At 59.4% G+C, this 26,653-nt stretch carries 17 protein-coding genes and 8 pseudogenes; 16 read left to right on the forward strand and 9 right to left on the reverse strand.

Annotated elements, in window-relative coordinates; translation table 11 throughout:
- Nucleotides 1-172: 172 nt before the first annotated feature.
- Genes JZM24_RS05650 through JZM24_RS05660 form a run of 3 tightly spaced genes read right to left on the reverse strand, consistent with a single transcriptional unit; the run spans nt 173 to nt 2,140 of the window.
- Nucleotides 173-799 (reverse strand): hypothetical protein, encoded by a 627-nt coding sequence (locus JZM24_RS05650; RefSeq protein ID WP_215668960.1) that lies wholly within the window; start codon nt 797-799, stop codon nt 173-175.
- Nucleotides 765-1,328 carry a PilN domain-containing protein gene (locus JZM24_RS05655; RefSeq protein ID WP_215668962.1) on the reverse strand — a complete coding sequence of 188 codons (564 nt, stop codon included), beginning with the start codon at nt 1,326-1,328 and terminating at the stop codon, nt 765-767. The genes JZM24_RS05650 and JZM24_RS05655 overlap by 35 nt, the downstream gene beginning before the upstream one ends.
- A complete protein-coding gene (locus tag JZM24_RS05660) occupies nt 1,316-2,140 on the reverse strand; it encodes a hypothetical protein (protein WP_215668964.1) in 825 nt (274 codons plus the stop codon). The genes JZM24_RS05655 and JZM24_RS05660 overlap by 13 nt, the downstream gene beginning before the upstream one ends.
- 149 nt (nt 2,141-2,289) lie before the next feature.
- On the opposite strand from JZM24_RS05660, the gene mrcA reads away from it, so the two are divergent.
- The gene (mrcA, locus tag JZM24_RS05665; RefSeq protein WP_215668966.1) at nt 2,290-4,839 is read left to right on the forward strand and encodes a peptidoglycan glycosyltransferase/peptidoglycan DD-transpeptidase MrcA; all 2,550 of its coding nucleotides are present in this window, start codon (nt 2,290-2,292) and stop codon (nt 4,837-4,839) included.
- Nucleotides 4,840-4,878: 39 nt separating this feature from the next.
- Here mrcA and nudE read toward each other — a convergent pair whose 3' ends face one another.
- Nucleotides 4,879-5,442 (reverse strand): ADP compounds hydrolase NudE, encoded by a 564-nt coding sequence (nudE, locus tag JZM24_RS05670; RefSeq protein WP_215668968.1) that lies wholly within the window; start codon nt 5,440-5,442, stop codon nt 4,879-4,881.
- A gap of 351 nt (nt 5,443-5,793) precedes the next feature.
- Between nudE and JZM24_RS05675 the strand changes: the two are divergent.
- The 5 genes and pseudogenes from JZM24_RS05675 to pckA all read left to right on the forward strand — a co-directional run bounded on the left by JZM24_RS05675 (nt 5,794) and on the right by pckA (nt 11,676).
- A pseudogene (locus JZM24_RS05675) lies at nt 5,794-7,736 on the forward strand (IgaA/UmoB family intracellular growth attenuator).
- Between the two features lie 116 nt (nt 7,737-7,852).
- Nucleotides 7,853-8,533 carry a GMP/IMP nucleotidase gene (gene yrfG, locus JZM24_RS05680; RefSeq protein ID WP_215668969.1) on the forward strand — a complete coding sequence of 227 codons (681 nt, stop codon included), beginning with the start codon at nt 7,853-7,855 and terminating at the stop codon, nt 8,531-8,533.
- Between the two features lie 53 nt (nt 8,534-8,586).
- Nucleotides 8,587-8,949, forward strand: a pseudogene (gene hslR, locus JZM24_RS05685) (ribosome-associated heat shock protein Hsp15); the annotation flags it as partial.
- Between the two features lie 33 nt (nt 8,950-8,982).
- On the forward strand, nt 8,983-9,861 hold the full coding sequence (gene hslO, locus JZM24_RS05690) for an Hsp33 family molecular chaperone HslO (RefSeq protein ID WP_215670021.1): 879 nt from the start codon (nt 8,983-8,985) through the stop codon (nt 9,859-9,861).
- A gap of 195 nt (nt 9,862-10,056) precedes the next feature.
- On the forward strand, nt 10,057-11,676 hold the full coding sequence (pckA, locus tag JZM24_RS05695) for a phosphoenolpyruvate carboxykinase (ATP) (protein ID WP_215668972.1): 1,620 nt from the start codon (nt 10,057-10,059) through the stop codon (nt 11,674-11,676).
- A 279-nt stretch (nt 11,677-11,955) separates the two neighbouring features.
- Here the strand turns inward: pckA and envZ are convergent.
- Together envZ and ompR are read right to left on the reverse strand one after the other, a co-directional pair.
- Nucleotides 11,956-12,980 (reverse strand): annotated as a pseudogene (gene envZ / locus JZM24_RS05700) (two-component system sensor histidine kinase EnvZ).
- A pseudogene (gene ompR / locus JZM24_RS18455) lies at nt 12,977-13,626 on the reverse strand (osmolarity response regulator transcription factor OmpR). The pseudogenes envZ and ompR overlap by 4 nt, the downstream one beginning before the upstream one ends.
- Here ompR and JZM24_RS19640 point away from each other — a divergent pair.
- On the forward strand, nt 13,546-13,758 hold the full coding sequence (locus JZM24_RS19640) for a hypothetical protein (RefSeq protein ID WP_376775551.1): 213 nt from the start codon (nt 13,546-13,548) through the stop codon (nt 13,756-13,758). The pseudogene ompR and the gene JZM24_RS19640 sit on opposite strands and share 81 nt — an antisense overlap.
- Before the next feature lie 161 nt (nt 13,759-13,919).
- On the opposite strand, the gene greB is transcribed toward JZM24_RS19640, so the two are convergent.
- The gene (gene greB / locus JZM24_RS05715) at nt 13,920-14,393 is read right to left on the reverse strand and encodes a transcription elongation factor GreB (protein WP_215668976.1); all 474 of its coding nucleotides are present in this window, start codon (nt 14,391-14,393) and stop codon (nt 13,920-13,922) included.
- A gap of 151 nt (nt 14,394-14,544) precedes the next feature.
- On the opposite strand from greB, the pseudogene JZM24_RS05720 reads away from it, so the two are divergent.
- The 6 genes and pseudogenes from JZM24_RS05720 (at nt 14,545) to JZM24_RS05740 (ending at nt 22,584) form a co-directional block, all read left to right on the forward strand.
- Nucleotides 14,545-16,888, forward strand: a pseudogene (locus JZM24_RS05720) (Tex family protein).
- A gap of 758 nt (nt 16,889-17,646) precedes the next feature.
- Nucleotides 17,647-17,873 (forward strand): annotated as a pseudogene (feoA, locus tag JZM24_RS05725) (ferrous iron transporter A).
- 76 nt (nt 17,874-17,949) lie between these two features.
- A pseudogene (feoB, locus tag JZM24_RS05730) lies at nt 17,950-20,250 on the forward strand (Fe(2+) transporter permease subunit FeoB).
- A 9-nt stretch (nt 20,251-20,259) separates the two neighbouring features.
- Nucleotides 20,260-20,463, forward strand: coding sequence for a FeoC-like transcriptional regulator (locus tag JZM24_RS05735; protein ID WP_215668977.1), 204 nt, complete (start codon nt 20,260-20,262; stop codon nt 20,461-20,463).
- A gap of 98 nt (nt 20,464-20,561) precedes the next feature.
- Nucleotides 20,562-20,690 carry a hypothetical protein gene (locus JZM24_RS19110; protein WP_281418183.1) on the forward strand — a complete coding sequence of 43 codons (129 nt, stop codon included), beginning with the start codon at nt 20,562-20,564 and terminating at the stop codon, nt 20,688-20,690.
- A gap of 205 nt (nt 20,691-20,895) precedes the next feature.
- Nucleotides 20,896-22,584, forward strand: a complete 1,689-nt coding sequence (locus JZM24_RS05740; RefSeq protein ID WP_281418209.1) for an alpha-amylase family glycosyl hydrolase — start codon at nt 20,896-20,898, stop codon at nt 22,582-22,584.
- A 206-nt stretch (nt 22,585-22,790) separates the two neighbouring features.
- On the opposite strand, the gene JZM24_RS05745 is transcribed toward JZM24_RS05740, so the two are convergent.
- The gene (locus JZM24_RS05745; protein ID WP_376775512.1) at nt 22,791-22,997 is read right to left on the reverse strand and encodes an alpha/beta hydrolase family protein; all 207 of its coding nucleotides are present in this window, start codon (nt 22,995-22,997) and stop codon (nt 22,791-22,793) included.
- Between JZM24_RS05745 and JZM24_RS05750 the strand changes: the two genes are divergently transcribed.
- The 3 genes from JZM24_RS05750 to nfuA are packed head-to-tail and all read left to right on the forward strand — an operon-like array spanning nt 22,996 to nt 24,215.
- Nucleotides 22,996-23,424: a hypothetical protein gene (locus JZM24_RS05750; protein ID WP_215668979.1), complete on the forward strand. Its 429-nt coding sequence runs from the start codon at nt 22,996-22,998 to the stop codon at nt 23,422-23,424. The two genes, JZM24_RS05745 and JZM24_RS05750, sit on opposite strands and share 2 nt — an antisense overlap.
- Before the next feature lie 9 nt (nt 23,425-23,433).
- Nucleotides 23,434-23,580: a phosphoribosyltransferase family protein gene (locus JZM24_RS05755; RefSeq protein ID WP_215668981.1), complete on the forward strand. Its 147-nt coding sequence runs from the start codon at nt 23,434-23,436 to the stop codon at nt 23,578-23,580.
- 59 nt (nt 23,581-23,639) lie between these two features.
- A complete protein-coding gene (gene nfuA, locus JZM24_RS05760; RefSeq protein ID WP_215668983.1) occupies nt 23,640-24,215 on the forward strand; it encodes a Fe-S biogenesis protein NfuA in 576 nt (191 codons plus the stop codon).
- A gap of 350 nt (nt 24,216-24,565) precedes the next feature.
- Here nfuA and malQ read toward each other — a convergent pair.
- Nucleotides 24,566-26,635, reverse strand: a pseudogene (gene malQ / locus JZM24_RS05765) (4-alpha-glucanotransferase); the annotation flags it as partial.
- Nucleotides 26,636-26,653: the final 18 nt, after the last annotated feature.

Below are 26,653 nucleotides of genomic sequence, written 5' to 3' on the forward strand. Positions count from 1 at the left end.
CCGCAGGCATTACGTCCGCGGCACTTGCCGGCGCTGGCTCGTCATGCGCACAGACAACCCGCGCAACCCCTACGGCAGCGAAAATAACAGCCAGAGCAGTGGCCACCGTCCCAGCGCTGGACCTGACCTGGCGTCGAGCCGTCCGGTCCCCGGTTTCGCGCGGCATATTCCGTCATGCCCCAGCCGGACTCTCCTCATTATCGTCTTCCTTTTCGTTTGCGGGCGTTAATCTGAAATCCAGCATCAATCCTTCGGGTGTCGCTTTCAGCGATAGTGCCTGCAGGCCGAGGCAGCCCTGCAGTGCCGTAATAGCGCTAAGTAAACGCTCAAGCCCGGCATAATCCGTTGTGAGCGCGACCATCCAGCCCCGCTGACGCGTCTCGTCTCCCGCAGGCGTGACCCGCCAGCGCAGCCCGGCGGGAGGGCCGAGCGCCGGCGGCATGAACAGCGACACAGGATCTTGCGCAAACCGCTGGCAGCGCCACACTCCTGCGTTGTCGCCGGTGGCTGGCGCGGCACCGGCTTTTGCAGCGGCCGGCGGCGGCCACGCTCCCCCGTGTGATGACCGCGGCCCGGCCCCGGCCTTCTCAGCGTGCAATGGCAGGACGATGTGGCTGTGGCCGCCGTGCGTAGGCAGCTGGGCGTTGAACACCCGTTGCACCTGCTCAAGGCGCCGCTTTTCCGGCAGCAGGATCCACGCGCCGCCGGCAAACATTAAGGCGACCGTCAGCAGCGCATAACCCAACAGCCATTTTATGACCGGCCTATCGCGCCATGCTCCCGCCGCCGGCAACGTCATGCTGCATCCTCCGCCGGCCAGTCCGCTTCCAAAAAAATTGCCAGCGTACCGCGTCCCGCTGCCTGACCTCGCGCCAGCGCACACCCGGCAGCAGCGCGTAGTCTGCCAGCCGGCGCCGCAGGACCACCACTGGCGAATACCCCTCGCTGCAGCCGCTGATTGAAAGCCGGCCGTTGCGCTGCTCGATATGCGTGAGCCACAGCTGCGGCGGCAGCAGCGCCGGCAATTGGCGGAACAGGCGCAAATAGCGTTGATTACCGTTATCCAACCGCTGCTGGAAGCGCGTTCGCGCCGTGCTTGCCGTTGGCGCGACGCCGCGGGCGGCCGCCCCCGCCTGGGACGCCTCGCGGGGCAAAAGCATGTCAGCCAGACTTGTTTCCAGCGCCAGACGCTGCTGGCGCCAATAGGCGGCAGGCGCGCCAATAAGCGCTAACATCAGCAGCCACTGCGCCAGTACCAGCAGCAACAGGCAGCGGAGACGACGCCGCCGGCGTGTTTGCCGCCAGGGCCACAGGTTCACCTGCCCCACAATCGTTCCTCTGGCGCCAGCGCCAGACCGGCGGCAATCACCCAGGCCGCCGGCCAGTCGGGAAGCGACACCGGATCGCCGTCTGCCGGCCCGCCGCGCGGCCACCGACGCTCGCGCGGTGCGGATGGGTGCCCTGAAGCAGCGCGCAAGGCGTCGAACGGCGACCAGAGCTCACCCCCCTCGGGAACCGGGCCGGATTCGGTACGGGTAAAATGGCAGGCCGCCGCCGACTCGGCGCTAAAGACAAAGTCCAGCGGCTGCGCCAGCGGTGCGACGTGATAAGCGCCGCTGGCGCACTGATGCACCAGCGGCAACGCGGGATGACGACCGCACGCCAGCGCCATGCGGCGTAGCGCGGCGGCGGCGATATCCAGGCGGTGTACAGGCAGACAGGCGGCGCGCAGACAGCGGCGCCACAGGAGCAGCGCCGACAACCTGGCGCTGACGATCAGCACGCGCTCAGGGTGTGCGGCGTCAAGGCACCAGTCCCAGGCCAGCGCCGCCGGCAAACTCGGCAGGCGCCGGCGCAGCTGGCTCTCGAGGTACCAGCGGCAGGTGGTTTCGCCGAGGCGGCGATCGGGAGCAGGCAGGCGCGTCAGGGTGACCGGCAGCCCGGTCAGGCAAAGCCGGACAGACAAGCGCCGGGGAAGCTGTCGACGCCAGCGGCGCAGCACCTCAGCGGTGCCCGCCATAGGGCAGGGATCGCCCTGTGCATCCCGCGCCATGGGTAAAGGAAATTGCCACCAGCCGCAACAGCGCCATTCTGCGAGATCACGCGACAACGCCAGCGCGCGCAAGACGTCCGGCTCCATATCCACGCCAATCCGCCAGCGGTCAAACGCTATAGTTCCCCCTTCCCTGAGGCCCGGGACTTAAATTACGTATCCAATAGCAAGGCTAACCTTTATACTAGCGCGGTTGTTTATAAACTGCCCAAATGACAAAAAATGGGAATTCTCAGGTGAAGTTCGTAAAATATTTATTTATCTTTGCAGTGTGTTGCATTTTGTTGGGATCCGCATCGATATATGGCATGTACCGCTATATTGCGCCCCAATTGCCCGATGTGGCGACGCTGAAAGACATCCGCCTGCAGACGCCGATGCAGATCTTCTCGGCGGACGGCAAGCTTATCGCGCAGTACGGTGAGAAACGCCGCATCCCGCTCCGGCTCGATCAGATGCCGCCTGAATTAGTGCATGCGTTTGTCGCCACCGAAGACAGCCGCTTTTACGAGCATCACGGCGTGGACCCTGTGGGGATTTTGCGCGCGGCCTCCATCGCCCTGCTTTCCGGCCACGCCTCACAGGGCGCGAGCACCATCACCCAGCAGCTGGCCCGTAATTTCTTTCTGAGCCCGGAACGGACGCTTATTCGTAAAATCAAAGAAGCGTTTCTGGCGGTACGGATTGAGCAATTGCTGACCAAAGATGAAATCCTGGAACTGTATTTGAATAAAATCTACCTGGGTTACCGCGCCTATGGCGTTGGCGCGGCGGCGCAGGTTTACTTCGGCAAGGACGTCAGCCAGCTCACGCTGAGTGAAATGGCGATGATTGCCGGTTTGCCGAAGGCCCCTTCCACCTTCAACCCGCTCTATTCTCCCGAACGGGCGCTGGCGCGGCGCAACACCGTGATAACGCGTATGCGCGATGAAAATTACATCACCCAGGCTGAATATGAACAGGCGCGCGACGCGGCGCTGGTGGCCCGTTATCACGCGCCGGGAATCGACTTTTCCGCACCCTATGTATCGGAAATGGTGCGCCAGGATATGCTCAAGCGCTACGGAGAAAATGCCTATACCGACGGCTTTAAGGTGTATACCACTATCACCAAACCGCTGCAGCAGGCGGCGCAAACCGTGGTGCGCAACAATGTGCTGGCCTACGATATGCGCCACGGTTACCGCGGTCCGAGCAGCGTTCTGTGGAAAGTGGGCGAGTCGCCCTGGGACGCGCAGCATATCCGCGACCGGCTGAAAACCCTGCCGGTGTACGGTCCGTTGCATGCGGCAGTCATTACCGAAACCGGCGTCGACGGCGCGGTAGTGATGATGGCCGACGGCAGCAACGTGGCGCTATCGCTGGCGGGCATGCGCTGGGCGCTGCCGTTCAGAAGCGACACACAGCAGGGGACGACGCCGAAAAAAGTCACCGATGTGGTGCAGGCGGGGCAACAAGTCTGGGTGCGGCAAATGGATGACGGCTGGTCACTTTCTCAGGTCCCGGACGTCAATTCTGCGCTGGTGTCGCTGAGTCCGCAGGACGGCGCAGTGAAAGCCATGGTCGGCGGTTTCGACTTCAATCAGAGCAAATTCAACCGTATCACCCAGGCGCTGCGTCAGGTGGGTTCCAATATCAAGCCGTTCCTGTATACCGCTGCGCTGGATAAGGGTTTGACGCTGGCGACCATTCTTAATGATGCACCTATATCCCGCTGGGATGCCGGCGCCGGCTCCGACTGGCTGCCGCGCAACTCGCCGCCGACCTATTCCGGCCCGATTCGCCTGCGCCAGGGCCTGGGGCAGTCGAAAAACGTGGTGATGGTGCGCGCCATGGGAGTGGATTACGCCGCGGAATATCTGCAACGTTTCGGCTTCCCGGCGCAGAATATTGTCCATACCGAATCCCTGGCGCTGGGTTCCGCTTCCTTCACTCCGCTGCAGCTGGTGCGGGGCTACGCGGTACTGGCCAACGGCGGTTATCTGGTCGACCTCTACCTCATCACCAAAATCACCGATGAAAATGATCAGGTGCTGTTTACCGCCAGACCCAAAGTGGTGTGCAGCAGCTGTGATTTGCCGGTTATCTATGGTGATACGCCGAAATCGGCGGTGCTGTCGGACGACAGTATGGAAAACGTGGCCGTCTCCCGTCAGGCCGACGAAAACGGTACGGTGCCGATGCCGCGGCTGGAACGGGTTTCACCGGCGCAGGCGGCGGCGGACGGCGAACAGCTGTATGCCCCCCACGTTATTAGCACGCCGCTGTCGTTTTTGATGCGCGACGCTCTTAACAGCAACATCTTCGGCGAACCCGGCTGGATGGTGACCGGCTGGCGTGCCGCTCGCGATTTGAAACGTCATGATATCGGCGGTAAAACCGGTACCACCAACGACTCCAAAGACGCCTGGTTCTCCGGCTACGGCCCCGGCACGGTCACCACCGTGTGGATTGGGTTTGACGATCACCGCCACAATTTGGGCAGAAGCACGGCTTCCGGCGCCATCAGCGATCAGATTTCCGGCGCCGAGGGCGGCGCCAAAAGCGCCCAGCCTATATGGGATGAGTATATGAAGATAGCGCTGGACGGTATCCCAGAAGAGAAACAGGATCCACCGCCGGGCATCGTTACCGTCACCATCGATAAGAGCAGCGGTAAGTTGTCCGACGGCGGCGGCAACAGCCGGTCGGAATATTTTATCGACGGCACCCAGCCGAAAGACAGGGTAGTCCATGAAGTCGGCACTACGCTTATGGACAACGGCCAGCAGCAGGAACTGTTCTGACCGCCCGCCGGGCCGGATGTCTTTGGAGCCGGCCCGGGCTCATTCTTCTCCCGGTGTCCGATTGAGCCAGGTATGGGCGAGAAACAGCGCGCTCACGTTACGCGCCTCGCAAAAATCAGGCTCGTCCAGCAGCGCCAGCATACGGCTTATTGGCCAGCGCACCAGCGGCAATGGTTCCGGCTCATCACCCTGTAGCTGCTGGGGATAGAGATCCTGCGCCACGACAATGTGCATTTTGCTGGAGAAATAGGACGGCGCCATACTCAGGCGGCGCAAAAACGTAAAGTGGCGCCCGCCAAAGCCCGCCTCCTCCATCAGTTCGCGGTTGGCCGCCTCCATCACCCCTTCGCCGTGGTCGATGAGTCCTTTGGGAAACCCCAACTCATAATCCTCAATGCCGGCGCCATATTCGCGGATCAGCAGCAAATGGTCCTCTAGCACCGGTACGATCATCACCGCCTCGCGATGGGAAGGCTTCATGCGCTCATAGACCCGCCGTGCGCCGTTTCTGAACTCCAAATCGATGGACTCAACCGTGAACAGGCGGGACTGGGCAACGGTCGCCACGCGATGTATTTTGGGTTTTTGCAGATTCTTATCCATATCGTTCCCGAGATTGCGCACAGGATGGCCAGGAGACGCCCGTCCATCGGGTTGCTCAACATTGTGCGTTAAGAATGGACCAGGCCGCAACCTGTCTGCGCAGCATCACTTTTCACCTCGTCAAGGCGACATTGCATAATTACGGCTATCGGCCCATAAAATAGGAAAATGCTGATATATCCGCTACAGCGGGCTTGTTACTCTCGCTCCAGTACCGGTTATTATGCCTGTTATTCGCCGATGGCCTCCTGCGCCAGCCGCAGGCCAATGTCAAGCAGCAGCTGCGACGAAAATCCTTGCGGCGACGGTTAATTTTGGTGTGTTACTTATGAAGTTGTGGGTGGGGTTAGCATGAGCGCAATCGTCACTGTATTGGCTGGCGTGCTTGCCTGTGCGGTGGTTTTCGTTATCGGCTGGCGCTATTATCGCCGGCGTACCCGCCCTGTATCCGTCAAACGTTTGTCGTTCATCAAACCTTTTCCACGTAAGCTGACCGCAGAAGAGCCCGCGGCAGCGGGCGTTTCTCTGACACCGCGCAGCGATAACGTCTATGCCGGTACCCACGCCATCACCCGCTATGGTCTGGCGACCGATGCACCGCATAAATGGCGTTATTATCTCGACAACATCGAAATACATTTGCCGTCGCAATGGGAACAATACATTGCCGAGGAAAAACATGTCGAGCTGATACGGACCGACAGCAGGTCGAGTTGCTCAAGGTGCGCAAGGAAACGCCGCAATAGCGCGTCATTAGCCGTCCGTCCGGGCGACGCGAAGCGGCCCTGTGCAGCGCGGCGCTGCTGTTGATACTTCTGAGCCTGCTGGCGCCCACCATGGCGCAGCCTTGGCTGGCGACACTGGCCGGGTTGCCGGCCGGGCTGGCAGCCTGGCTGCGATTTCGCCCGCCGCCGCTACGCAATCGGCAGGATATTCACTGCCTGCGCGGGATCCCCCGGCGCTGGGGACTGTTCGGCGAATACGATCAGGGCAGCATCAGCAATATTTCCCTTGGCAGCCTCGATTTGAGATACCCGACGCATTGGCAGCCGTATATTGCCCGCGATCTGGACAAGAAAACCGATATCGATATTGACCTTAACAGCCAGGTAGTGCGCCAGGGCCGCTACCTTTCGCTGCATGACGAAGTGACTCATTTTCCTTTGCAACGTTGGGGCGGGAATTTGCTGATGCTGTGCAGTTCGCTGCTGATCCTGGCGTTGCTGCTGGCCTATGTTCCGCTCTCGCTGCCGCTGAAATTGAGCGTAGCCTGGCTGCAGGGGGCGCAAACGGTGCGCGTCGATAGCGTCGCCGCCTTGAACCAGGCCACGCTGCGCATCGGCGATACCCTGTCGGCCCGCGGTACCGGGATGTGTTATGTGCAAAGCGACAACGGCCGAACGCCGTTCTTGCCGTTCGATTGTTCGGCGATTTACTGGAACAACGCCGTACCGCTGCCGATGCCGGAATCCGATACGGTCGATCGTGCCGAAGCGCTGCTGACAGCGGTAAATAATCAATTGCATCCGGCCTTGGACAGCGAGAATAAAATCACCCCGGGGCTGGCCTCCGCCATTCAAAAATCCGGCATGATTTTGCTTGATGATTTCAGCGACATTGTGCTTAAAACGCAAGAGTTGTGCCAGGATGATGCCGCGCCTTGCCAACGACTGCAGGCGGCGTTGGTGAATCTGGCCAATGGGCGCGACTGGCCGACTATCGTCAAACGCGCCCACGCCGGATCGCTGAAAGGCATCAACGTCCTACTGCGTCCAGTAAGCGCCGACACGCTGGAAGGTTTGGTCAACGCTGCCACCGCCTATTACTTCGCCAGCGAGACGTGCAATGCGACCAACGCGCTCAATAGCCAGCCTCCAGGCGGTTTTTTACTACGCAGCGATGAAGACAAGCAGCTGGTAGATACCCCACCGCCCGCCGTGAACTTCAGCGATTACACCGGCCTGGCGCAATTGCACGAGCTGCAGCGGCTATCTACCCAACTGCTGCATACACCGTTTAACGCCGAGGGCATCATCACCAATATTACCGTCGACGCCAACGGCACCCGCCATATTGCGCTGCACAATGAGCCTGAGAGGGTATCCTTGTAGCGCAACGTGGGCGCAACTCTGTTGCTGATACTGTTGCTGACGCTCGCCGCCTTCAACGCCGTCTTGCTACTGCGCCGCCTGCATAACGGCCGACGGCGGGCGCGGGCTATCCAGCGCTATTATGACGGCTGCTTCAGCCGCGAGGCGATGGGCTTGAGCAGCAACCGCGTTTGGCGGGGTTGACAGCCGTCAATAGCCCCCCGGTCGAGCGGCAAATATGCTATTCTGAGGGTTGACCGGGCCGTTCGGCGTCTTGCCGCAGCCCCTCCGCCTTGCCATGCTCACGTCCTGGAGTCCGCATGTCCGCAGTCATCGACTGGCGCCTTATTGATACCGTCATTCTTGATATGGACGGCACGCTGCTGGATTTGGCCTTCGATCGTGACTTCTGGCTGTATCGCGTACCGGCGGCCCTGAGCCAACGGCGCGGTATCACCCCGGCTGAGGCCGGCGCCCTGATAGAGCGCGAATATCACAGCGTGCGCCATACCTTGAACTGGTACTGTTTTGATTACTGGAGCCGGCGGCTGGCGCTGGACATCGCCGCCATGACCGCTGAACTAGGTCATACCGTGCGGTTGCGCGACGACACGCTGCCGCTACTGAGCGCATTGCGCCAGCACGGCCGGCGCACCATCCTGCTTACCAACGCGCATCCCGACGGTCTGGCGGTGAAAATGCGCTATACCGGTCTGGGTCAGCACCTTGATTTATTACTTTCCACCCATACATTTGGTTATCCCAAGGAAGATCAATCATTGTGGCAGCGCGTACGGACGCATACCGGGTTTGATCCGGCGCGGACGCTGTTTATCGACGATAGCGAGCCGATCCTCGACGCGGCCAGCCGCTTCGGTATCCGCTATTGTCTCGGCGTCAGCAACCCTGATTCCGGGCTGGCGCCGCAAACATTTAAGCGGCATCCGGCGCTGAACGATTATCGCGCGCTGCTGCCCGCACTGGCTGAAACGATGTCCTGACACTCAGGAGACAGAATGAAACACAAAGAAGCTGACGGCGATATTCCGGCCGTGCGGCTCGATTTTATAAAACCCGCGCCTTGGCCCGCGAGATGATTGAGGGCGGCAAGGTCCATTACAATGGGCAGCGCAGCAAACCCGGCAAAACTATGGAGCTGAACGCGGAGATCACCCTGCGGCAAGGCAACGACCAGCGTCAGGTGCGGGTGCTTGCTATCACCGATCAGCGCCGTCCTGCAAGCGATGCACAGCAACTGTATCAGGAAACCGACGTCAGTATTGCCAAACGGGAGACAATGGCCGAGGCGCGGAAACACAACGCCCTGACCATGCCACACCCGGACCGGCGCCCGGACAAAAAAGAACGCCGCAATCTGATCAAATTTAAGTATGGCGACTCGGGCGAGGCGGAATAACCCCTCCCGGCGCCGCAGGCATGAGAGACCATGATGACCCATCAAGACCAACTGCACCGTTACCTCTTTGAAGACTATGCCGTCAGAGGTGAACTGGTGTCATTACAGGAAACCTACCGGCAGGTGCTGGACCAGCACAATTATCCGCCGGCGGTGAAAACGCTGCTGGGGGAACTTCTGGTCGCCACCAGCCTGCTTACCGCCACGCTGAAATTCACCGGCGAAATTACCGTCCAGTTGCAGGGAGATGGCCCGCTGCGGCTGGCGGTCATTAACGGCGACGATCGGCAGAACATGCGCGGTCTGGCGCGCATCGACGGCGACATCGCCGATGACGCTACCCTGGCGCAAATGGTGGGCAACGGTTATCTGGTGATTACCCTGACCCCCGCCGAAGGCGAGCGTTATCAGGGTGTGGTCGGTCTGGAAGGCCCCCGGTTGGCGGACTGCCTGGAGAATTACTTCCTGCAATCGGAGCAGTTGCCGACGCGGCTGTTTATCCGCATCGGTGAGCATCAGGGAGCGGAGGCCGCCGCCGGCCTGCTGCTGCAGGTATTACCCGGCCAGGATACCCGCGCCGACGATTTCGACCATCTGGCGCAAATGACCACGACGGTGAAGGGCGATGAACTGTTTGCTTTGCCGGCCAATGACGTTTTATATCGCCTTTATCATCAGGATCAGGTGACCGTCTACCCGGCGCAGTCGGTGCAATTCCGCTGCACCTGCTCACGCCAGCGCTGCGCCGATGCTCTGATGACCCTCGGCGAGCAGGAATTGAACGACATGCTGGCGCAGGACGGCGAAGTGGATATGCATTGTGATTTTTGCGCCAGCCACTATCTTTTCGATGCCGACGCCATTGCGGACCTTCAGCGGCAGGCGGCGCAAGGGCGTTCACCTCAGGCTTAGGATTTACTCAATTGCCCCGCCGGACGATTGCCTCTCCGGCGGCATATGTTAAGGTAATAACTTATTTTCCGTGCGCCAGTCCGCAAAATAATGTAAAGCCTGCCCGCTCAGGCGAATCCTTGATATATCTCTCGGCGCGCCCACCGCTAACCCCTACAATCGCTAACGGTACTTATTGAGTTAAGGAGCAGTGACATGGAAAGTGAGAGTATTACCCCGCAACAATGGCTCAGTTATGGAATAACGGGTTGCCGCGAACTGGTGTACAACCCGGGTTACGATCGGCTGTTTGCAGAAGAAACCGACCCCGCCCTCAGCGGGTTTGAACGCGGTACGCTCATCCAATCTGGCGCCGTGGCGGTCGACACCGGGATTTTCACCGGCCGGTCACCATTCGATAAGTATTTGGTACGAGACGATAAAACCCGCGACACCCTGTGGTGGTCCGATCAGGGCAAAGGCGCCAATGACAATCATCCCCTTGACCAGCAGACCTGGGATCACCTCAAAAGGCGGGTCGGCCAGCAGCTCAGCGGCAAGCGCCTGTTTGTCATTGATGCTTTCTGCGGCGCCAATGAGGACAGCCGGCTGCGGGTGCGTTTTGTGACCGAAGTCGCCTGGCAGGCGCATTTTGTTAAAAACATGTTCATCCGGCCAAGCGATGAAGAACTGCGCGATTTTGCACCGGATTTCGTGGTGCTTAACGGCGCCAAATGCACCAATCCCGAGTGGCGTGAACAGGGTCTGCATTCGGAAAACTTTGTCGCTTTCAACCTGACAGAAGGCATTCAGCTTATCGGGGGGACCTGGTACGGCGGCGAAATGAAAAAGGGGCTGTTCTCGGTAATGAATTACCTGCTGCCGCTTAAAGGAATCGCTTCCATGCATTGCTCGGCCAACGTCGGTGTCGATGACGACGTGGCGCTGTTCTTCGGTCTGTCCGGCACCGGCAAAACCACGCTATCGACAGACCCTCGCCGCCGTCTAATAGGCGATGATGAACACGGGTGGGACGACGACGGCGTCTTCAATTTTGAAGGGGGCTGTTACGCCAAAACGATCCGCCTTTCGCCCGAGGCGGAGCCGGAGATCTATCAGGCGATACGCCGTAACGCGCTGTTGGAAAATGTGGTGGTGCGGGCGGACGGTAGCGTGGATTACGATAATGGCAGCAAAACCGAAAACGCCCGCGTGTCGTATCCCATCGATCATATCGATAATATCGTTAAACCGGTGTCGCGCGCCGGACACGCTACGCGCGTCATCTTCCTGACGGCGGATGCCTTCGGCGTACTGCCGCCGGTCGCCAGCCTGTCGATGGAACAGGCCCAGTATCATTTTCTGTCCGGCTTTACCGCCAAACTAGCAGGGACAGAACGGGGTGTGGTGGCGCCGGTACCCACCTTCTCCGCCTGCTTCGGCGCGGCGTTTTTGTCGCTGCACCCTACCAGCTATGCGGATGTTCTGGCCAAACGCATGCACACCGCCGGCGCCCGCGCCTATTTGGTCAATACCGGCTGGAACGGCAGCGGCAAACGGATTTCCCTCAAGGATACACGGGCGATTATCAACGCCATACTGCGCGGCGATATCGACGATGCGCCAACCGCTACCCTGCCGGTTTTCAATCTGTCGATCCCGACCGCGCTGCCGGGCGTGGACAGCGCGATATTCGATCCGCGCACCACTTATGTCAGCGTCGACGAATGGCGGGCCAAGGCGAACAGCCTGGCCCAGCGCTTCATCGACAATTTCAGTAAGTTCACCGATACGCCGGCGGGGATGGCGCTGGTGAGTGCGGGTCCGCAGTGCTGAACCGGCTGGGACGCGCGTTAGGCGCGGCGTTGCTATCGCACCCGGCACACCTTGGCAGACCGCCGGCCGGCAGGAGGCCATGTCGTCATTCGTGTGGTGCTTTTACCCACCCGCAGGCGGCCATGCCGTCATTCGTGTGGTGCTTTGACCCACCCGCAGGCGGCCATGCCGTCATTCGCGTAGTGCTTTGACCCGGCCGGCGGGCGGCCATGCCGTCATTCATGTGGTGCTTTGACCCGGCCGCTGGCTGGGAGGCGGCGCACTGTGCCTGGCCGCCGCTTATTCGACGCTTTTGCCTGTGGCTTTAGCCTTACTGATGCTGGCGCCGTGATCCACCGATGCGACCGGCAGCGGCAAATAGGCGCGGATACGCAAGCCCTGCCGTGCGCTGCGGCCGATTTCCAGCTTACCGGCATGCGCATCGATGATGCGCTGAACAATGGCCAGACCGAGGCCGGTACCGCTGGTGCTGCGCGCGCTGTCGCCGCGCACGAACGGTTGAAATAAGTACTGTAATTGATCCGGCTGGATGCCCGGACCATCATCCTCAACCTCAAACCAGACCCGATTGGTTTCGCGTCCGCTATTTACCTTTATCCAGCCGTTGCCGTAGCGCGCGGCATTCAGCGCCGCGCGTTTGATGGACAGCGGATTGACGTTAACAACAAGCTCCTCGTCGCAAATATCGGTTTCGATCACGCGCTCATAGCCGCTCTCCGCCGCCACCACCTCGGTCAGAATGCTATTGAGATCCGCCATTTCGGTCTGCATCTCCTGGCCGGTGCGCAGATAATCGATGAACTGCTCGATGATAGCGTTGCACTCTTCGATATCTTTATTAATCGACTCGGCAAGATAGCCGTCTTCCGCGCCCATCATTTCGGTTGCCAGGCGGATACGGGTCAGCGGCGTGCGCAAATCATGGCTGACGCCGGCCATCAATAAGGTCCGGTCATCCGCCAATAGCTTGACGCCGGCGGTCATCTGGTTGAACGCCCGCGTTACCGAGCGCACCTCCGAAGCACCATACTCCCGCAACGGCGGTGGAATGATGCCCTTACCCACCTGCAGTGCGGCATGTTCCAAATCCACCAGCGGCACGTCCCATCCTCCAACTGCAGCCGATCGGTCATTAACATTCTGACTTCATAAGCCAGCACTTTATTGAACTGTTGCAGACTCGGTAAGATGGCGAAATTCAATACCACCAGATAGGTCGTTACCAGGCTGACGAACAGCAAGGTAACGATTAACAACAGGCTGCGGGCGAAGGAACTGCGCGGAGAGATGCGCCATCGCATCATGCTTTACTGCCGTCCGGTACAAAGACATAGCTTATACCCCATACGGTCTGAATATAGCGCGGATGGGCGGGATCTTCTTCCACCATGCGCCGCAAACGCGAAATCTGCACATCGATGGAGCGCTCCATGGCGCTATACTCCCGGCCGCGCGCCAGATTCATCAGTTTATCACGGGACAACGGCTCCCGTGGGTGGCTGACCAACGCTTTGAGCACCGCAAATTCACCGCTGGCCAGCGGCATCGGCTCATCTTCGCGGAACATCTCACGAGTGCCGAGATTAAGCTTGAACTTGCCAAAGGCGATGATAGCCTCTTCCTGCGACGGCGCTCCCGGCAGCTCGTTAGCCGGCCGGCGCAGTATCGCGCGGATACGCGCCAGCAGTTCACGGGGGTTGAACGGTTTGGGAATATAGTCATCGGCGCCGATTTCCAGGCCAACGATACGATCCACCTCCTCCCCCTTGGCGGTGACCATAATGATCGGCATCTGGTTGCTTTGGCTGCGCAGCCGGCGGCAAATAGACAGCCCATCTCTCCCGGCAGCATCAGATCCAGCACCATCAGATGGAAGGATTCGCGCGTCAGCAAGCGGTCCATCTGTTCGGCGTTGGCGACGCTGCGTACCTGAAAGCCTTGCTCGGTCAAATAACGCTCAAGGAGCGCCCGCAGGCGCATATCGTCATCCACAACCAGGATTTTGTAATTCTCTTGCATTATCTCTCTCCCAAAGGCGAAACGCCCGTAAAGGATATTGTTCAAAAACAGGTGGATCACTGACAGCGAATTCAGGTGACCATTCTAAGCGAAATTGTTACAAAGCATATGAAGATGCTTAGTTATCAACACTTTCCGCGCGAGATCGACCTGATAGTAACATCTGTCGTGCCGCTGCGAATAATAATTAACGGCCACGACAGTCCTCCACCGCCCCGCACACGTCATTCGTGATAAGAGATGTCAGTGATATACCACGTGCGACGCCCGCCGTGGGTCACCACCTCCGCCTCATCGTCCACCGCCTTTTTGATCATGGCGCGCGCCATGGGCGAATCGATGGAGATATAGTCCTTATGTTTATAAATTTCATCGGGACCGGCGATACGAAAGCGTTTGGTTTCCCCTTCCGGGTTCTCTACTTCCACCCAGGCGCCAAAAAAGACTCTCCCCACCTGCTGCGGGGAATAATTCACCACCCGCGCCTCTTTCAGCACGCGGCGCAGGTAACGCACCCGCTGGTCAATTTCGCGCAGAATTTTCTTATTGTAATGATAATCCGCATTTTCACTGCGATCGCCCAGACTGGCGGCCCAGGCCACCTTCTCGGTAATCTCCGGTCGGTAGCGTTTCCACAGATGGTCCAGCTCATCTTGTAATTCCTGATAGCCCTGGCGGGTAATAAGGTTGGTTTTCATCGTCACCTGTCATCACACACTTTCGCCCATAACGGCAATATACCATAGCAGCGGCGGGGGTGAATGGACGCGGGCGGCTGGCATTTTGCCGCCGCAAACCGTATAACTGTGCAGGACCAAGCAATCCTTATGACAAGATGAACGTTAACGCATGAATAGAGAGTCATTGAACCATCTTATCGCCAGCGAGCTAAAAGCCCGGGCGGACCAGGTGGACGCCGCGGTGCGGCTCCTGGACGAAGGCAACACCGTGCCATTTATCGCCCGCTATCGCAAAGAAGTCGCCGGCGGGCTGGACGACACGCAGCTGCGCACGCTGGAAACGCGTCTGGGTTATTTGCGCGAGCTGGATGAACGGCGCCAAAGCATTCTGAAATCCATCGACGAACAGGGAAAGCTTACCGAGGCGCTGGCGTCGGCTATTCAGGCGACCTTAAGCAAGACCGAGCTGGAAGATCTCTACCTGCCCTATAAACCCAAACGCCGTACCCGCTGCCAGATAGCCATCGAGGCGGGGCTGGCGCCGCTAGCCGACCGGCTTTGGCAGGATTCGTCTACCGACCCCGATACCGCGGCGGCCGGATTCGTCAACCCTGATGCCGGCGTGGCCGACGCCAAAGCGGCCCTTGACGGCGCACGCTATATCCTGATGGAGCGCTTTGCTGAAGATGCCGCGCTGCTGGCGAAAATCCGCGCTTATCTGTGGAAAAATGCTCATCTGGTGGCGCGGGTGGTTGCCCGGTAAAGAGGTAGAAGGCGCCAAATTCCGCGACTACTTCGATCATCACGAACCGCTGTCTCAAGTCCCCTCGCACCGTGCGCTGGCCATGTTGCGCGGACGCAACGAGGGTGTGTTACAGCTGTCGCTGAACGCCGATCCGCACGTCGACGAGCCGCCACGTGCCAGCTACTGCGAGCAGGTGATCGCCGATCATTCGCAGGTGCGCTTCAATCAGGCGCCTGCCGATAGCTGGCGTAAAACGGTGATCAGTTGGACCTGGCGCATCAAAATTCTGATGCATCTGGAAACCGAACTGATGGGCAGCATGCGTGAAAAGGCCGAGGAAGAAGCAATACAGGTCTTCGCCCGCAACATGCATGATTTACTGATGGCGGCGCAGGCGGGACTGCGCGCTACCATGGGCCTGGATCCGGGGCTGCGCACCGGCGTCAAGGTCGCGGTGGTGGACGCCACCGGTAAGCTGGTCGCGACGGATACCCTTTACCCCCACACCGGCCAGACCGACAGAGCCGCGGCGGCGGTCGCAGCGCTGTGTCTGAAACATAATGTAGAACTGGTCGCCATCGGCAACGGCACCGCGTCGCGGGAAACCGAACGGTTTTATGCCGAAGTTCAGAAGCGTTATCCCGATGTGAAAGGGCAAAAAGTCATCGTCAGCGAGGCCGGCGCGTCGGTGTATTCCGCCTCGGAGCTGGCGGCGCTGGAATTTCCCGATTTGGACGTCTCGCTGCGTGGGGCGGTTTCCATCGCCCGCCGACTGCAGGATCCGCTGGCTGAGCTGGTCAAAATCGATCCGAAATCCATCGGCGTGGGTCAATATCAGCACGATGTCAGCCAAGGCCTGCTGGCGAAAAAGCTGGACACGGTGGTCGAGGACTGCGTCAACGCCGTCGGCGTTGATTTGAATACCGCCTCGGTGCCGCTGCTGATTCGCGTCGCCGGCCTGACGCGCATGATGGCGCAAAACATCGTCAGTTGGCGTGATGAACACGGCCGTTTCCGCGATCGTCAACAGTTGCTGAAAGTTCCCCGCCTGGGCCAGAAGGCGTTTGAACAATGCGCCGGCTTCCTACGCATTAACCACGGCAACAATCCGCTCGACGCCTCTACCGTACATCCAGAAAGTTATCCGGTGGTGGAGCGGATTTTACAGGCCACGGAGAAAACACTCAGCGATCTGATGGGCGACCCCGCGACGCTACGCGGTTTGAGCCCGCCCCGCTTCACCGATGAGCGCGTCGGGTTACCCACCGTTACCGACATTATCAAAGAGCTGGAGAAACCGGGGCGCGACCCGTGGCCGGAGTTCAAGACCGCCACGTTTGCCGACGGCGTGGAAACGCTGCAGGACTTGCCCCAGGGCATGGTGCTGGAAGGCACGGTGACCAATGTGACCAATTTCGGCGCCTTTGTGGATATTGGCGTGCATCAGGACGGCCTGGTGCACATCTCCTCGTTGTCCGATCGGTTTATCGACGATCCGCACAAGGTGGTGAAAGACGGCGATATTGTCAAAGTGAAGGTCATGGACGTCGATATCGCGCGCAAGCGCATCGCCTTGTCCATGCGGCTCGATGAGCGGCCAGTGGAGGCGCCGGCGAGCCGGGATACGGCTGACCGCCGACGGGATAGCGGCGCAACGGCGGCCCGCCCCACCGCGCGCAGCGGCGGTCGTCAATCTGGAGGCCCTGCCGCAGGCGGCAATAGCGCAATGGGCGACGCGCTGGCGGCCGCCCTCGGCAAACGGCGCTAACACGCCGAATAACGGGAACGGGCCGGTGGAATACGCCGGCAGCGAAAGCAGGACGGCGCGGTGAGAAGGCGGAAAACAGACCGACGCGATGAGCACGGTGAAAGCAGGCCGCGCGATGAGCACGGCGAAAGATGGCCGGCATCCTTGTCGCCTTCAACGGCGCCGCCTGGCGTTCCCTGTCCCTTACTGATCAGATCGCGGTCACTCGGCGTTCCTCGGGGGAGCGCCTCCATTGCGGCTACGGTAAATCTGCCGGGGAATGGTGGATAAATAAATAACCATTTAAACTATTTTATATTAATCGATATCCCCAGCATTCGTTAATTACATACTATTTTAATAATTAACATAATATTTTCATTAGAGCATTTTCGACGCTTATTTAATATTTATAGCCTAAAAGCACAGGGGTAGTTTCATTTTATCACCGTGGGGCAATGCAAAATAAAATAACCGCCCCCCATGTTAAAAAACGATATCACCACGTCACCGTCAAACTATAAACATATTAAATACAATAAGTTATACTGACAACCGAAGACTATGTTTTTTCATGCGCCATTAAAAAAGAATTTGGTTGATGATTTGTTTTATTTAGCTCGGGTGATAAGATGTTAAAATTATTGTTATTGATAACTATTACTTTTACCATTTGCATTAATTAAATCGTGCCAGCCCGACCCGACAAGCGGTACTTGCCGGGTATCGCGGCTATTGCCGTTTCCACCGCGCTTACGGTCACCATCAAGAAGGTCACTATGCAACTGCAATTGCAGCATTATTATAAAATTACCGGCTACGCCGCAGAGACCACCACGCCTTTCGGCAGAAAATGCTGTCGCTCGGCATGTTGCCCGGTAGCTCGTTCCAAGTGGTGCGCGTCGCGCCGCTGGGGGATCCAGTGCAGATAGAGGTACGGCGGGTACAGCTGGTACTGCGAAAAAAAGATCTGTCACTGCTGCCGTTGAGCCGCACCGGCTATTGATCCTACCTGCTCCCTTCGCACCGCGCGATCGGAGCAATCAGTTTATATTTGTCATTGCTTACAGGTTTCATTCATGATCACTACACGCACTGTGGCCTTGATCGGTAATCCCAACGCCGGCAAAACGACCCTCTTCAACCAGTTGACCGGCGCCCGCCAGCGGGTCGGTAACTGGGCCGGCGTCACGGTGGAACGCAAAGAAGGTTTTTTCACCACCCCCGCACAGCGCATTACGCTCGTCGATCTGCCAGGCGCCTACTCCCTGACGACACTGTCGCAGCAAAGCTCGCTGGTCGAGCAAATCGCCTGTCGCTATATCCTCGAACGGCAGGCCGATGTACTTATCAACGTGGTCGATGCCGCCAACCTGGAGCGGAATCTCTACCTGACGTTACAGCTGTTGGAACTGGGTATTCCCTGCATTGTGGCGCTAAATATGCTGGATATCGCCCGCAGCCAGGGCATTACCATCGATATCCCGGCGCTGGAACGGCGACTTGGCTGCCCGGTGATCCCCCTGGTGTCCACCCGCGCCGAAGGCATCGAAGCGTTAAAAGCGGGGCTCGACGGCCCGTTACCGGTTGCGTCGTCCCTGACGGTTGACTAACCGCCCGACATTCGCCAGGCGGTAGAGCGGCTGCATCCGTTTACTCCCGGCCACTATGCGCCGCGGCAGCGGCGCTGGCTGGCGCTGCACATGCTGGAAGGGGACATTCACAGCCGCGATCTATTGACCTCGCCCCAGCGGCTGGAAAGCCTGCGCGCGGGCCTGCAGCAGGATGCGGCGTTGTTAATTGCCGATGCCCGCTATGCCACTATCATCGCCCTCTGTCAGGCCGTGAGTAACGGCCATTTGACGCCGGCCAACCGCCTCACCACGCGGCTCGACGCCCTGCTGCTCAACCGCTGGCTAGGTGTGCCGCTGTTCTTTATGGTGATGTATCTGATGTTCATCCTCGCCATTAACCTCGGCGGCGCCCTGCAGCCGCTGTTCGAGGGGGGATCCGCCGCGCTGTTCATCGATGGCACCAAGTGGCTCGGCTATCAGTTGCATGCGCCGCAATGGCTGACGCTGCTGCTGGCCCAGGGCGTAGGCGGCGGGATCAACACCCTACTGCCGCTGATTCCGCAAATCGGCATTATGTATTTGTGTCTGTCGTTTCTGGAAGATTCCGGCTATATGGCGCGCGCCGCGTTCGTTATCGACCGGTTGATGCAATCCCTCGGTCTGCCGGGCAAATCGTTTGTCCCGCTGATCGTCGGTTTCGGCTGCAATGTGCCGTCGGTCATGGGCGCGCGCGCACTTAACTTAACGCGCCGCGCGAGCGGCTGATGACCATCATGATGGCGCCCTTTATGTCCTGCGGCGCACGGCTGGCGATTTTCGCCGTCTTTGCCGCCACTTTTTTCGGCCAGCATGGCGCGACCCTGGTGTTCTCGCTATATGTGCTGGGGATCGTGGTTGCGATCCTGACCGGCCTGATGCTGAAATATGCGCGGTGAAGCCATTCCCTTCATCATGGAGCTACCGGTGTATCACGTGCCGCATATCAAAAGCCTGCTGTTGCAAACCTGGCAGCGGCTGAAGGGCTTCGTACTTCGGGCCGGCAAAGTGATTATCCTCGCCAGCATGCTGATTGGCGCCCTTAACAGCTTCACCCTGCACGGCGAAGCGGCGGACAGTGTTAATCATTCGGCGCTGGCGGCGGTGAGCAAGACGCTGACCCCTCTGCTTAAACCGATGGGCGTCCATGAGGATAACTAGCAGGCCACGGTCGGTCTTATCAGCGGCGCGATGGCAAAAGAGGTAGTGGTGGGGACGCTGAACACGCTCTATACCGCCGAACAGATCACCCGCACCCGGTTCGAGCCGGCGTCGTTCAATCTGCTGGATGAATTGTCCGGCGCGATGACAGAAACCTGGCAGGATCTGCGGGCTGTCATCAGTTTCAGCGTCCTCTCCAACCCGATCGAAGCCAGCAAGGGCGACGGCGAGATGAGCGGTGGCGCCATGGGCATGATGAGCAGCAAATTCGGCAGCGCCATCGCCGCCTATAGCTATTTGATCTTTGTCCTGTCGTATGTGCCCTGTATTTCGGTCCTGGGCGCCATCACCCGCGAAAGCAGCAGCGGCTGGATGCTGCTGTCCGCCCTGTGGGGCGTCAATGTGGCCTATTCTCTGGCAACGCTGTTTTACCAGACGGCCACCTTTGTGCATCATCCGCTGTACATCGCGATGACGATAGCAACCGTAATCATCGTCAACGGCCTGCTGATCGCCTGTCTTTACCGCTGTCGGGATCGTTTCCAGCCGGGGCTTAACGCGTCAGAGTCCACGCCCTGTTGCCAGCCTGCCGGCGGCGAAAGTTGTCACTAATGAGGCACGGTGTCTGGACTAATGCAGTTGCGCGACGCGCTCGAATTGATGGGTCAGGCGGATGCCCGCGCCCTGGGCCTGCGGCTGCAGCTGCCCCAGGCAATGGCCGCGGAGATGCTGGAACGGTTGGAGATGATGGGCCAGGTGGAGCGGGTTGCCGGCGACGATACCGCCGCCGGCGCCTGCCGCACTTGCGATCGCAGCGATGGCTGACGGCTACCCGGTTACCCGTTGCGCTCGACGGCAGCGGCGGGCAAATAAAAGCGAGGCTACGGTCATCTGCTACCGTACCGGCGACCAAGGGCCAGTCTATGGTCATCCCCGACCGTACCGGCGACCAAGGGCCAGGCTACGGCCATCCCCGACCGTACCGGCGACCACTGTCGGCGGCATTGTCGCCGGTGGCGCTGGTATCGGTGCGCCGATACAGGATGTCGTAATAAAAAGGCGGTTTCCGGCGCATTCTTAGCGCCGGCACTAAGCCATTCTAATAACAACGTTTATCCCCGACTCCACCCCTTTTGATTAGCGCACGTCTGATCAATCTCCTTGGCGATTTCGCCACCAGTAGCTAAAGTGACAACTAGGTGTCATTGCCACATTTATGCTGTGTCAGAACGTTCGTCACATCAACAAGGTGCCATGATGGAAGCCATTACCCGCTTGCTGACAGAGATTTATCCGGCCGCCTTAAGCCAGGGGCAACTGGATACCATCAAGAGCCAAATCAGCTTCGCCAAATCCACGCCGCATCAGGCGCGCAAAGCGCATTGGGATGAGGATGACGTCGTGCTTATCACCTACGCCGACCAGTTCATGGAGGCCGAAAAACCCACGCTCAACACCTTCACCACCTTTTTCAACCACCGCCTGCGCACCACGTTTTCCCTCGTGCATCTGCTGCCGTTTTACCCCTACTCTTCCGACGATGGCTTTTCCGTTATCGATTACCAGCAGGTCAACCCTATCATCGGCAGTTGGCAGCAAATAGGCGAGCTTAATCTCACCACCCGGCTGATGTTCGATTTCGTCTGCAACCACATGTCGGCTGAAAGCCGGTGGGTGAAAGGCTATCTGGCGGGCCAACAGGCCTATGACGCGTTTTTTATTGCGCTTCCCCCCGCGACCGATCTTGCCAGCGTGACACGCCCGCGCACGTCGCCGCTGTTTACCCCTTTCACCGCCCAGGACGGTAGCACCCGCTATTTGTGGACCACATTCAGCGCCGATCAGGTGGATCTCAATTTCACCAACCCGCATGTATTGATCGCCGTTATCGGTGTACTGTTACATTACCTGATTCAAGGCGCGGACTATATCCGCCTCGACGCGGTGGGCTATTTGTGGAAAGAGGTGGGCACCCGCTGTATTCATCTCCCCCGCCCCCATTTGCTGGTGAAGCTGTTTCGCGCCATCTGCGACGAGGTTGCACCCGGAACGGTGATCATTACCGAAACCAATGTGCCCCATCAGGATAATATCAGCTATTTCGACAATGGTCGCGATGAAGCCCAGATGGTATATCAGTTCCCGCTTCCGCCGCTGGTGTTGCACGCCCTGCACAACGGTAGCAGCCGCGCCCTGCGTCACTGGGCCGCAGGGCTTGAGATCGGCAGCGGCGACACCACCTTTTTCAATTTTCTCGCCTCTCATGACGGCATCGGTCTGAACCCGTTGCGCGGCATTCTGCCGGAGGCGGAGATCATCCGGCTGGTGCGCGATCTGGAGTCGGAAGGCGCCCTGGTTTCGTACAAGCAAAACACCGACGGCACCACCAGCCCGTATGAAATCAATGTCACCTATCTGGATGCGATCAATCGGCGCGAGGATAGCGACGAGACGCGCCTTGGCCGCTTTATCCTCGCCCATGCCATTTTGCTGGCATTCCCCGGCGTGCCGGCGGTCTATGTGCAAAGTATTCTCGGGTCGCGTAATGACTATGAAGGGGTAAAGGCCGCCGGCCATAACCGCGCAGTTAATCGAGAGAAGTACCCGCTGAAAAATATAGAAGCGATGCTGGACGAGCAAACCAGCCTGCGATCACGGGTATTCCAGGCGTTGAGTGCGCTGATTCGCCTGCGCCGCCGACAACAGGCGTTTCATCCTGATGCGGCCATGGAAGTCCTGGAGTGGGATAATGCCCTGCTCGCCTTTTATCGTCGCGCCGCCGGTCAACGGCTGCTGTGTTTGTTTAACTTGGCGAATAAAGCGGTAAGTTGCACCTTGCCGGACGGCGAATATCGTCAGTTGACCGCTGAGGGTTCGGTCAGCGGCGGCCCGCTGACCCTCGCGCCCTATGCCTTTTATTGGCTGGAACCGCTTAACGATCGTTAGCGCGCGTGCGAATACGCACTGCCTGCGCCTCATACTCCTTCTTGACGGGCATCGTTTGCCGGCCACCAACCCTGATGCCAATCCGCTCGCCCCTGCAGCGCCTACTGGCAAGCGCCGCTTGCCGGCCGCCAATGCCGGCGCGACTACGCTTGCCTCACACCTTATCCCGTTTCATGGCTGGAACCGCCTACCGCTCGCCAATGCCTTCAGGATACGCGCTGAGTGAAGTCGCACAGCGCCTGGGAAAACGGCGCCGGATGGGAAATGAATGGTGCAGGCGCCGCGCCAGCAAACACCATGCTCTGACTGGCGGGGCTCAATTCATCCACCAGCGGGACCACCTTACGCGGCACCAGACCGTCCAGATAGCCGTACAGGCGCAGCATCGGCAGGTCAAGCCGGTCCAGCGCCATGCGTAAATCGCTGGCGCGCAGCAGCGCCAGCCCACCGGTCAGAACCTCGGTCGCGGGCGCTGCCAGCTGCGGGCCCCCGCCCTGGCACAGCCTGCTCGCGGTGGGAGATTATCGCCCGCCGCTCAGCCGACTGGTGAAAAAACTCAAATATCACGGCGAAACCGGCCTTGCCCGCGTACTTGCCCGGCTGCTGTGGCTGCGCTGGCGCGAGCGCACCGCCGCGGGTGAGGAGAAGCCGGATTTGTTGCTTAATGTGCCTTTGCATGCTTACCGTCACTGGCGAAGAGGCTATAATCAAACCGAACTGCTCACCCGCGTCCTGGCACACTGGCTACGGGTGCCCTGGCAGGCTCAAGGGTTATTTCGCGCCCGCGGCGGCCCGCCTCAGCAGCGATTAGGCGCCCGCCAACGCCGGCATAACCTTTGAGGCGCCTTTTTGTGCCTCGCCGATGTAGCCGGCAAACGGGTGGCGCTGGTGGATGATGTGGTGACCACGGGCAGCACAGCCGGCGAAATCAGACGGCTGCTGCTGCGCCATGATGCCCGTGAAGTACGGCTGTGGAGCATCTTCCGCACCTTGTAGTCTGTAGGGGAAAGGGCGTATAATATCCGACTAGTTTAGTCAACTATTGAGTGAATGTTATGATCCGTATTACCGATGCTGCCCAGGAACATTTTGCTAAATTACTGTCCAATCAAGAATCGGGCACCCAGATCCGCGTGTTCGTTATCAATCCTGGCACGCCCAATGCGGAATGCGGCGTCTCTTACTGCCCGCCGGACGCGGTGGAAGCCACCGATACCGAACTGAAGTTCGATAAAATTTCAGCCTATGTGGACGAGCTTTCCGCGCCTTACCTGCTGGACGCGGAAATCGACTTCGTTACGGATAAGCTCGGCTCCCAGCTGACCCTGAAAGCCCACAATGCCAAGATGCGCAAAGTGAACGACGACGCGCCGCTTATCGAGCGCGTGGAATATCTGCTGCAGTCGCAGATCAACCCGCAGCTGGCGGGCCACGGCGGTCAGGTGACGCTGATGGAAATTACCGACGATATGCTCGCTATCCTGCAATTCGGCGGCGGCTGTAATGGCTGTTCAATGGTGGACTACACGCTCAAAGAAGGGATTGAGAAAGAGCTCCTGGAAAAATTTCCTGAATTGAAGGGCGTGCGCGATCTCACCGAGCATCAGCGCGGCGAGCACTCCTACTATTAATACCTGACGGCCCCGCAAGCAAGACGGGGCTCGCCACGCCGCCGTTGCTCCGCACCGGGGTGCTATTCAAAAGGTTGCGCTGCGCTCTGACAGCGGATCCCCTGCGCCCGGCGACGGCCCTCTGCTTGAATACGATATGCCGGGTGTCTGGTTAATACGTTATCCCGGGCCTCTGCTTGAATACGTTATCCTGGACATCTGCTTGAATACGTTATCCCGGGCGTCGGGTTGAATATGGTATGTAAGGCGTCTGCTTGAAGGCGTTATGCCGGGCGATCGTTCTTATAGTCCTTATCGTCCTGCGCTCTTTTACCCGAACGGATCTCCACGGGCGCGTGCGCCAAAGCGAGGCGGCGCCAGTTTCCGACCGCCGTCAGCAGCCGGATTATGTGAGGATCGCCAAACATTGCATCAAGATCCTGCGTCAATTTGCGCCGCCAGTTGGGATAAGCATCGGTGGTACCGGGTACATTGACCGGCGTCGCCATTGCCAGCCAGTCTTCGGGCTGTAACCCCAGTAGCGCACTGCGGCTTTGCGCCATAAAACGGTGTATGGCGGCGTTTAACGCGGGTGACATAGCTTCATCATCAGCCCGCGCAGGCGTGTTGGCCGGTAAGCAGTCCGCGCGCCGCAGTACGTCCAGCAGCGCCTGCCGTTCCTGACGACGCTCTTCCAGAAGCCGTTGCCAGGTTTGCTCGTCGTCATACAGGCCAAGTCGATGGGCCAAATTGATGTCCGCCCCTTGCCAAAAACCGCTTAAGGTCGCCAAATCATGGGTGGTCAGCGTGGCCATCGCCTGCGCGGGATAGTCTGCCGGCGCACGAAATTGCCGATCTTGATCCCGTTCAAAAAACAGAACCTTATATGAATACACCCCCGTGGTACGTAGCTTCTCGACAATATCCTCCGGCACGGTGCCGAGATCCTCGCCGATGACCATACACCGCTGGCGCTGGCTTTCGAGGGCCAGTACCGCCAGCAAAGCATCAACCGGATAGCGCACGTAAGCGCCGTGCTCCGAACCGTAGCCCTGCGGTACCCACCACAGGCGCATCAAAGCCATCACATGATCCAGGCGCAGCGCGCCGCAATAGCGCATATTGGCCCGCAGCATGTCGATGAAAGGCTGATAGCCGCGCGCGTACAGCACATTTGGATCCTGCGGCGGCAATTGCCAATTCTGGCCCTGCGGGCCCAGCCTGTCCGGCGGTGCGCCTACCGACGCGGACAAACAATAAAGCATAGGATCGGCCCAGGTTTCCACACCGCCATCACCTACGCCCACCGCCAAATCGCGATAAATCCCCACCGACATCGCCAGCCGCTGGCTGAGCCGATAACAGCCCTCTAACTGCCTGGCCGCCAGCCACTGCAAATAACTGAAAAAAGCGATCTCGTCCTGGTGAAGTTGTCTGAAACGCGCCAACGCCGCGCTGACGACCTGTTGATACTCCGCCGGCCAGGCGCGCCATCCCGGGCTGGCAACGCCTTCAGCCACCTGTTGCAGGTGCAGCGCATCAAATGTGGCCTGCTGATACAGACTGTCGCCGCCGGCCGCGACAAATTCGGCCAGCGAGCGACGTTCAGGACAACCTTCCACCCGCTGCTTGAATTTGCTCCAGGCGTAACGCAGCGCCGTCAATTTGAGCTGCATCACCTGCGCATAATCGACATGGTCATTGGCGCGCAGCGCCTGCAGCCGATGACCGATTTCCGGCTGCTGCCACCAATGCTGTGCGGGTTCACTTTGTAAAAAATCGTCCAATCCGCCGACGTCGATATAGATAATATTCAGCCAGCGGCGCGAAGAGGGGCTGTAGGGACTGGCCCAGTCAGGCAGGGCCGGATAGAGCGCATGCAGCGGGTTGATGCCGACAAAAGCGCCACCGAGCTTAGCGACCCCTGCGATCATTTGCGCCAGATCGCCGAAATCGCCGATACCCCAATTGCGCGCCGAACGCAGCGTATAGAGCTGAACAGTGCTGCCCCACAGCCGATGGCCCGCGCGGAGCGCCGGCGGTTCATAACAGCGCTCGGGGACGACGATCACTTTGCACTCCCAATCAGGGTCGGCGGCACCGAGCGTCAACCGGTGGTAACCGTCAGCTACCCCCGCCGGCAGCGTCAGATGGTGCACACCGCGCTTAACGGCAGGCGCCGATGCCTCGTCGCCTGCCAAGGGCTTCGCCAAAGTCTGTCCGTGATTCTGCCTGCCCGACTCTTCGGTAAGCGTCCAGGCCCCGGATATACCCGCCGGCAGCGTAGCGGCGCGATCGCAGGCTTCAGCCCCCGGCATGGCGGCCAACAGTAGCCGCAATGTCTCCGGGCTAATGTGCCGCGGCCGTTGCCAGGCGTCGACGTACTCCGTGATAATGCCGGCCTGCTGCGCACGCTGATAAAGCACTTCCGGGTCCGTCATCGTCGCGCCCCGTGGTTG

The sequence above is a fragment of the Candidatus Sodalis endolongispinus genome (assembly GCF_018777395.1).
Lineage (GTDB): Bacteria > Pseudomonadota > Gammaproteobacteria > Enterobacterales > Enterobacteriaceae > Sodalis_B > Sodalis_B endolongispinus.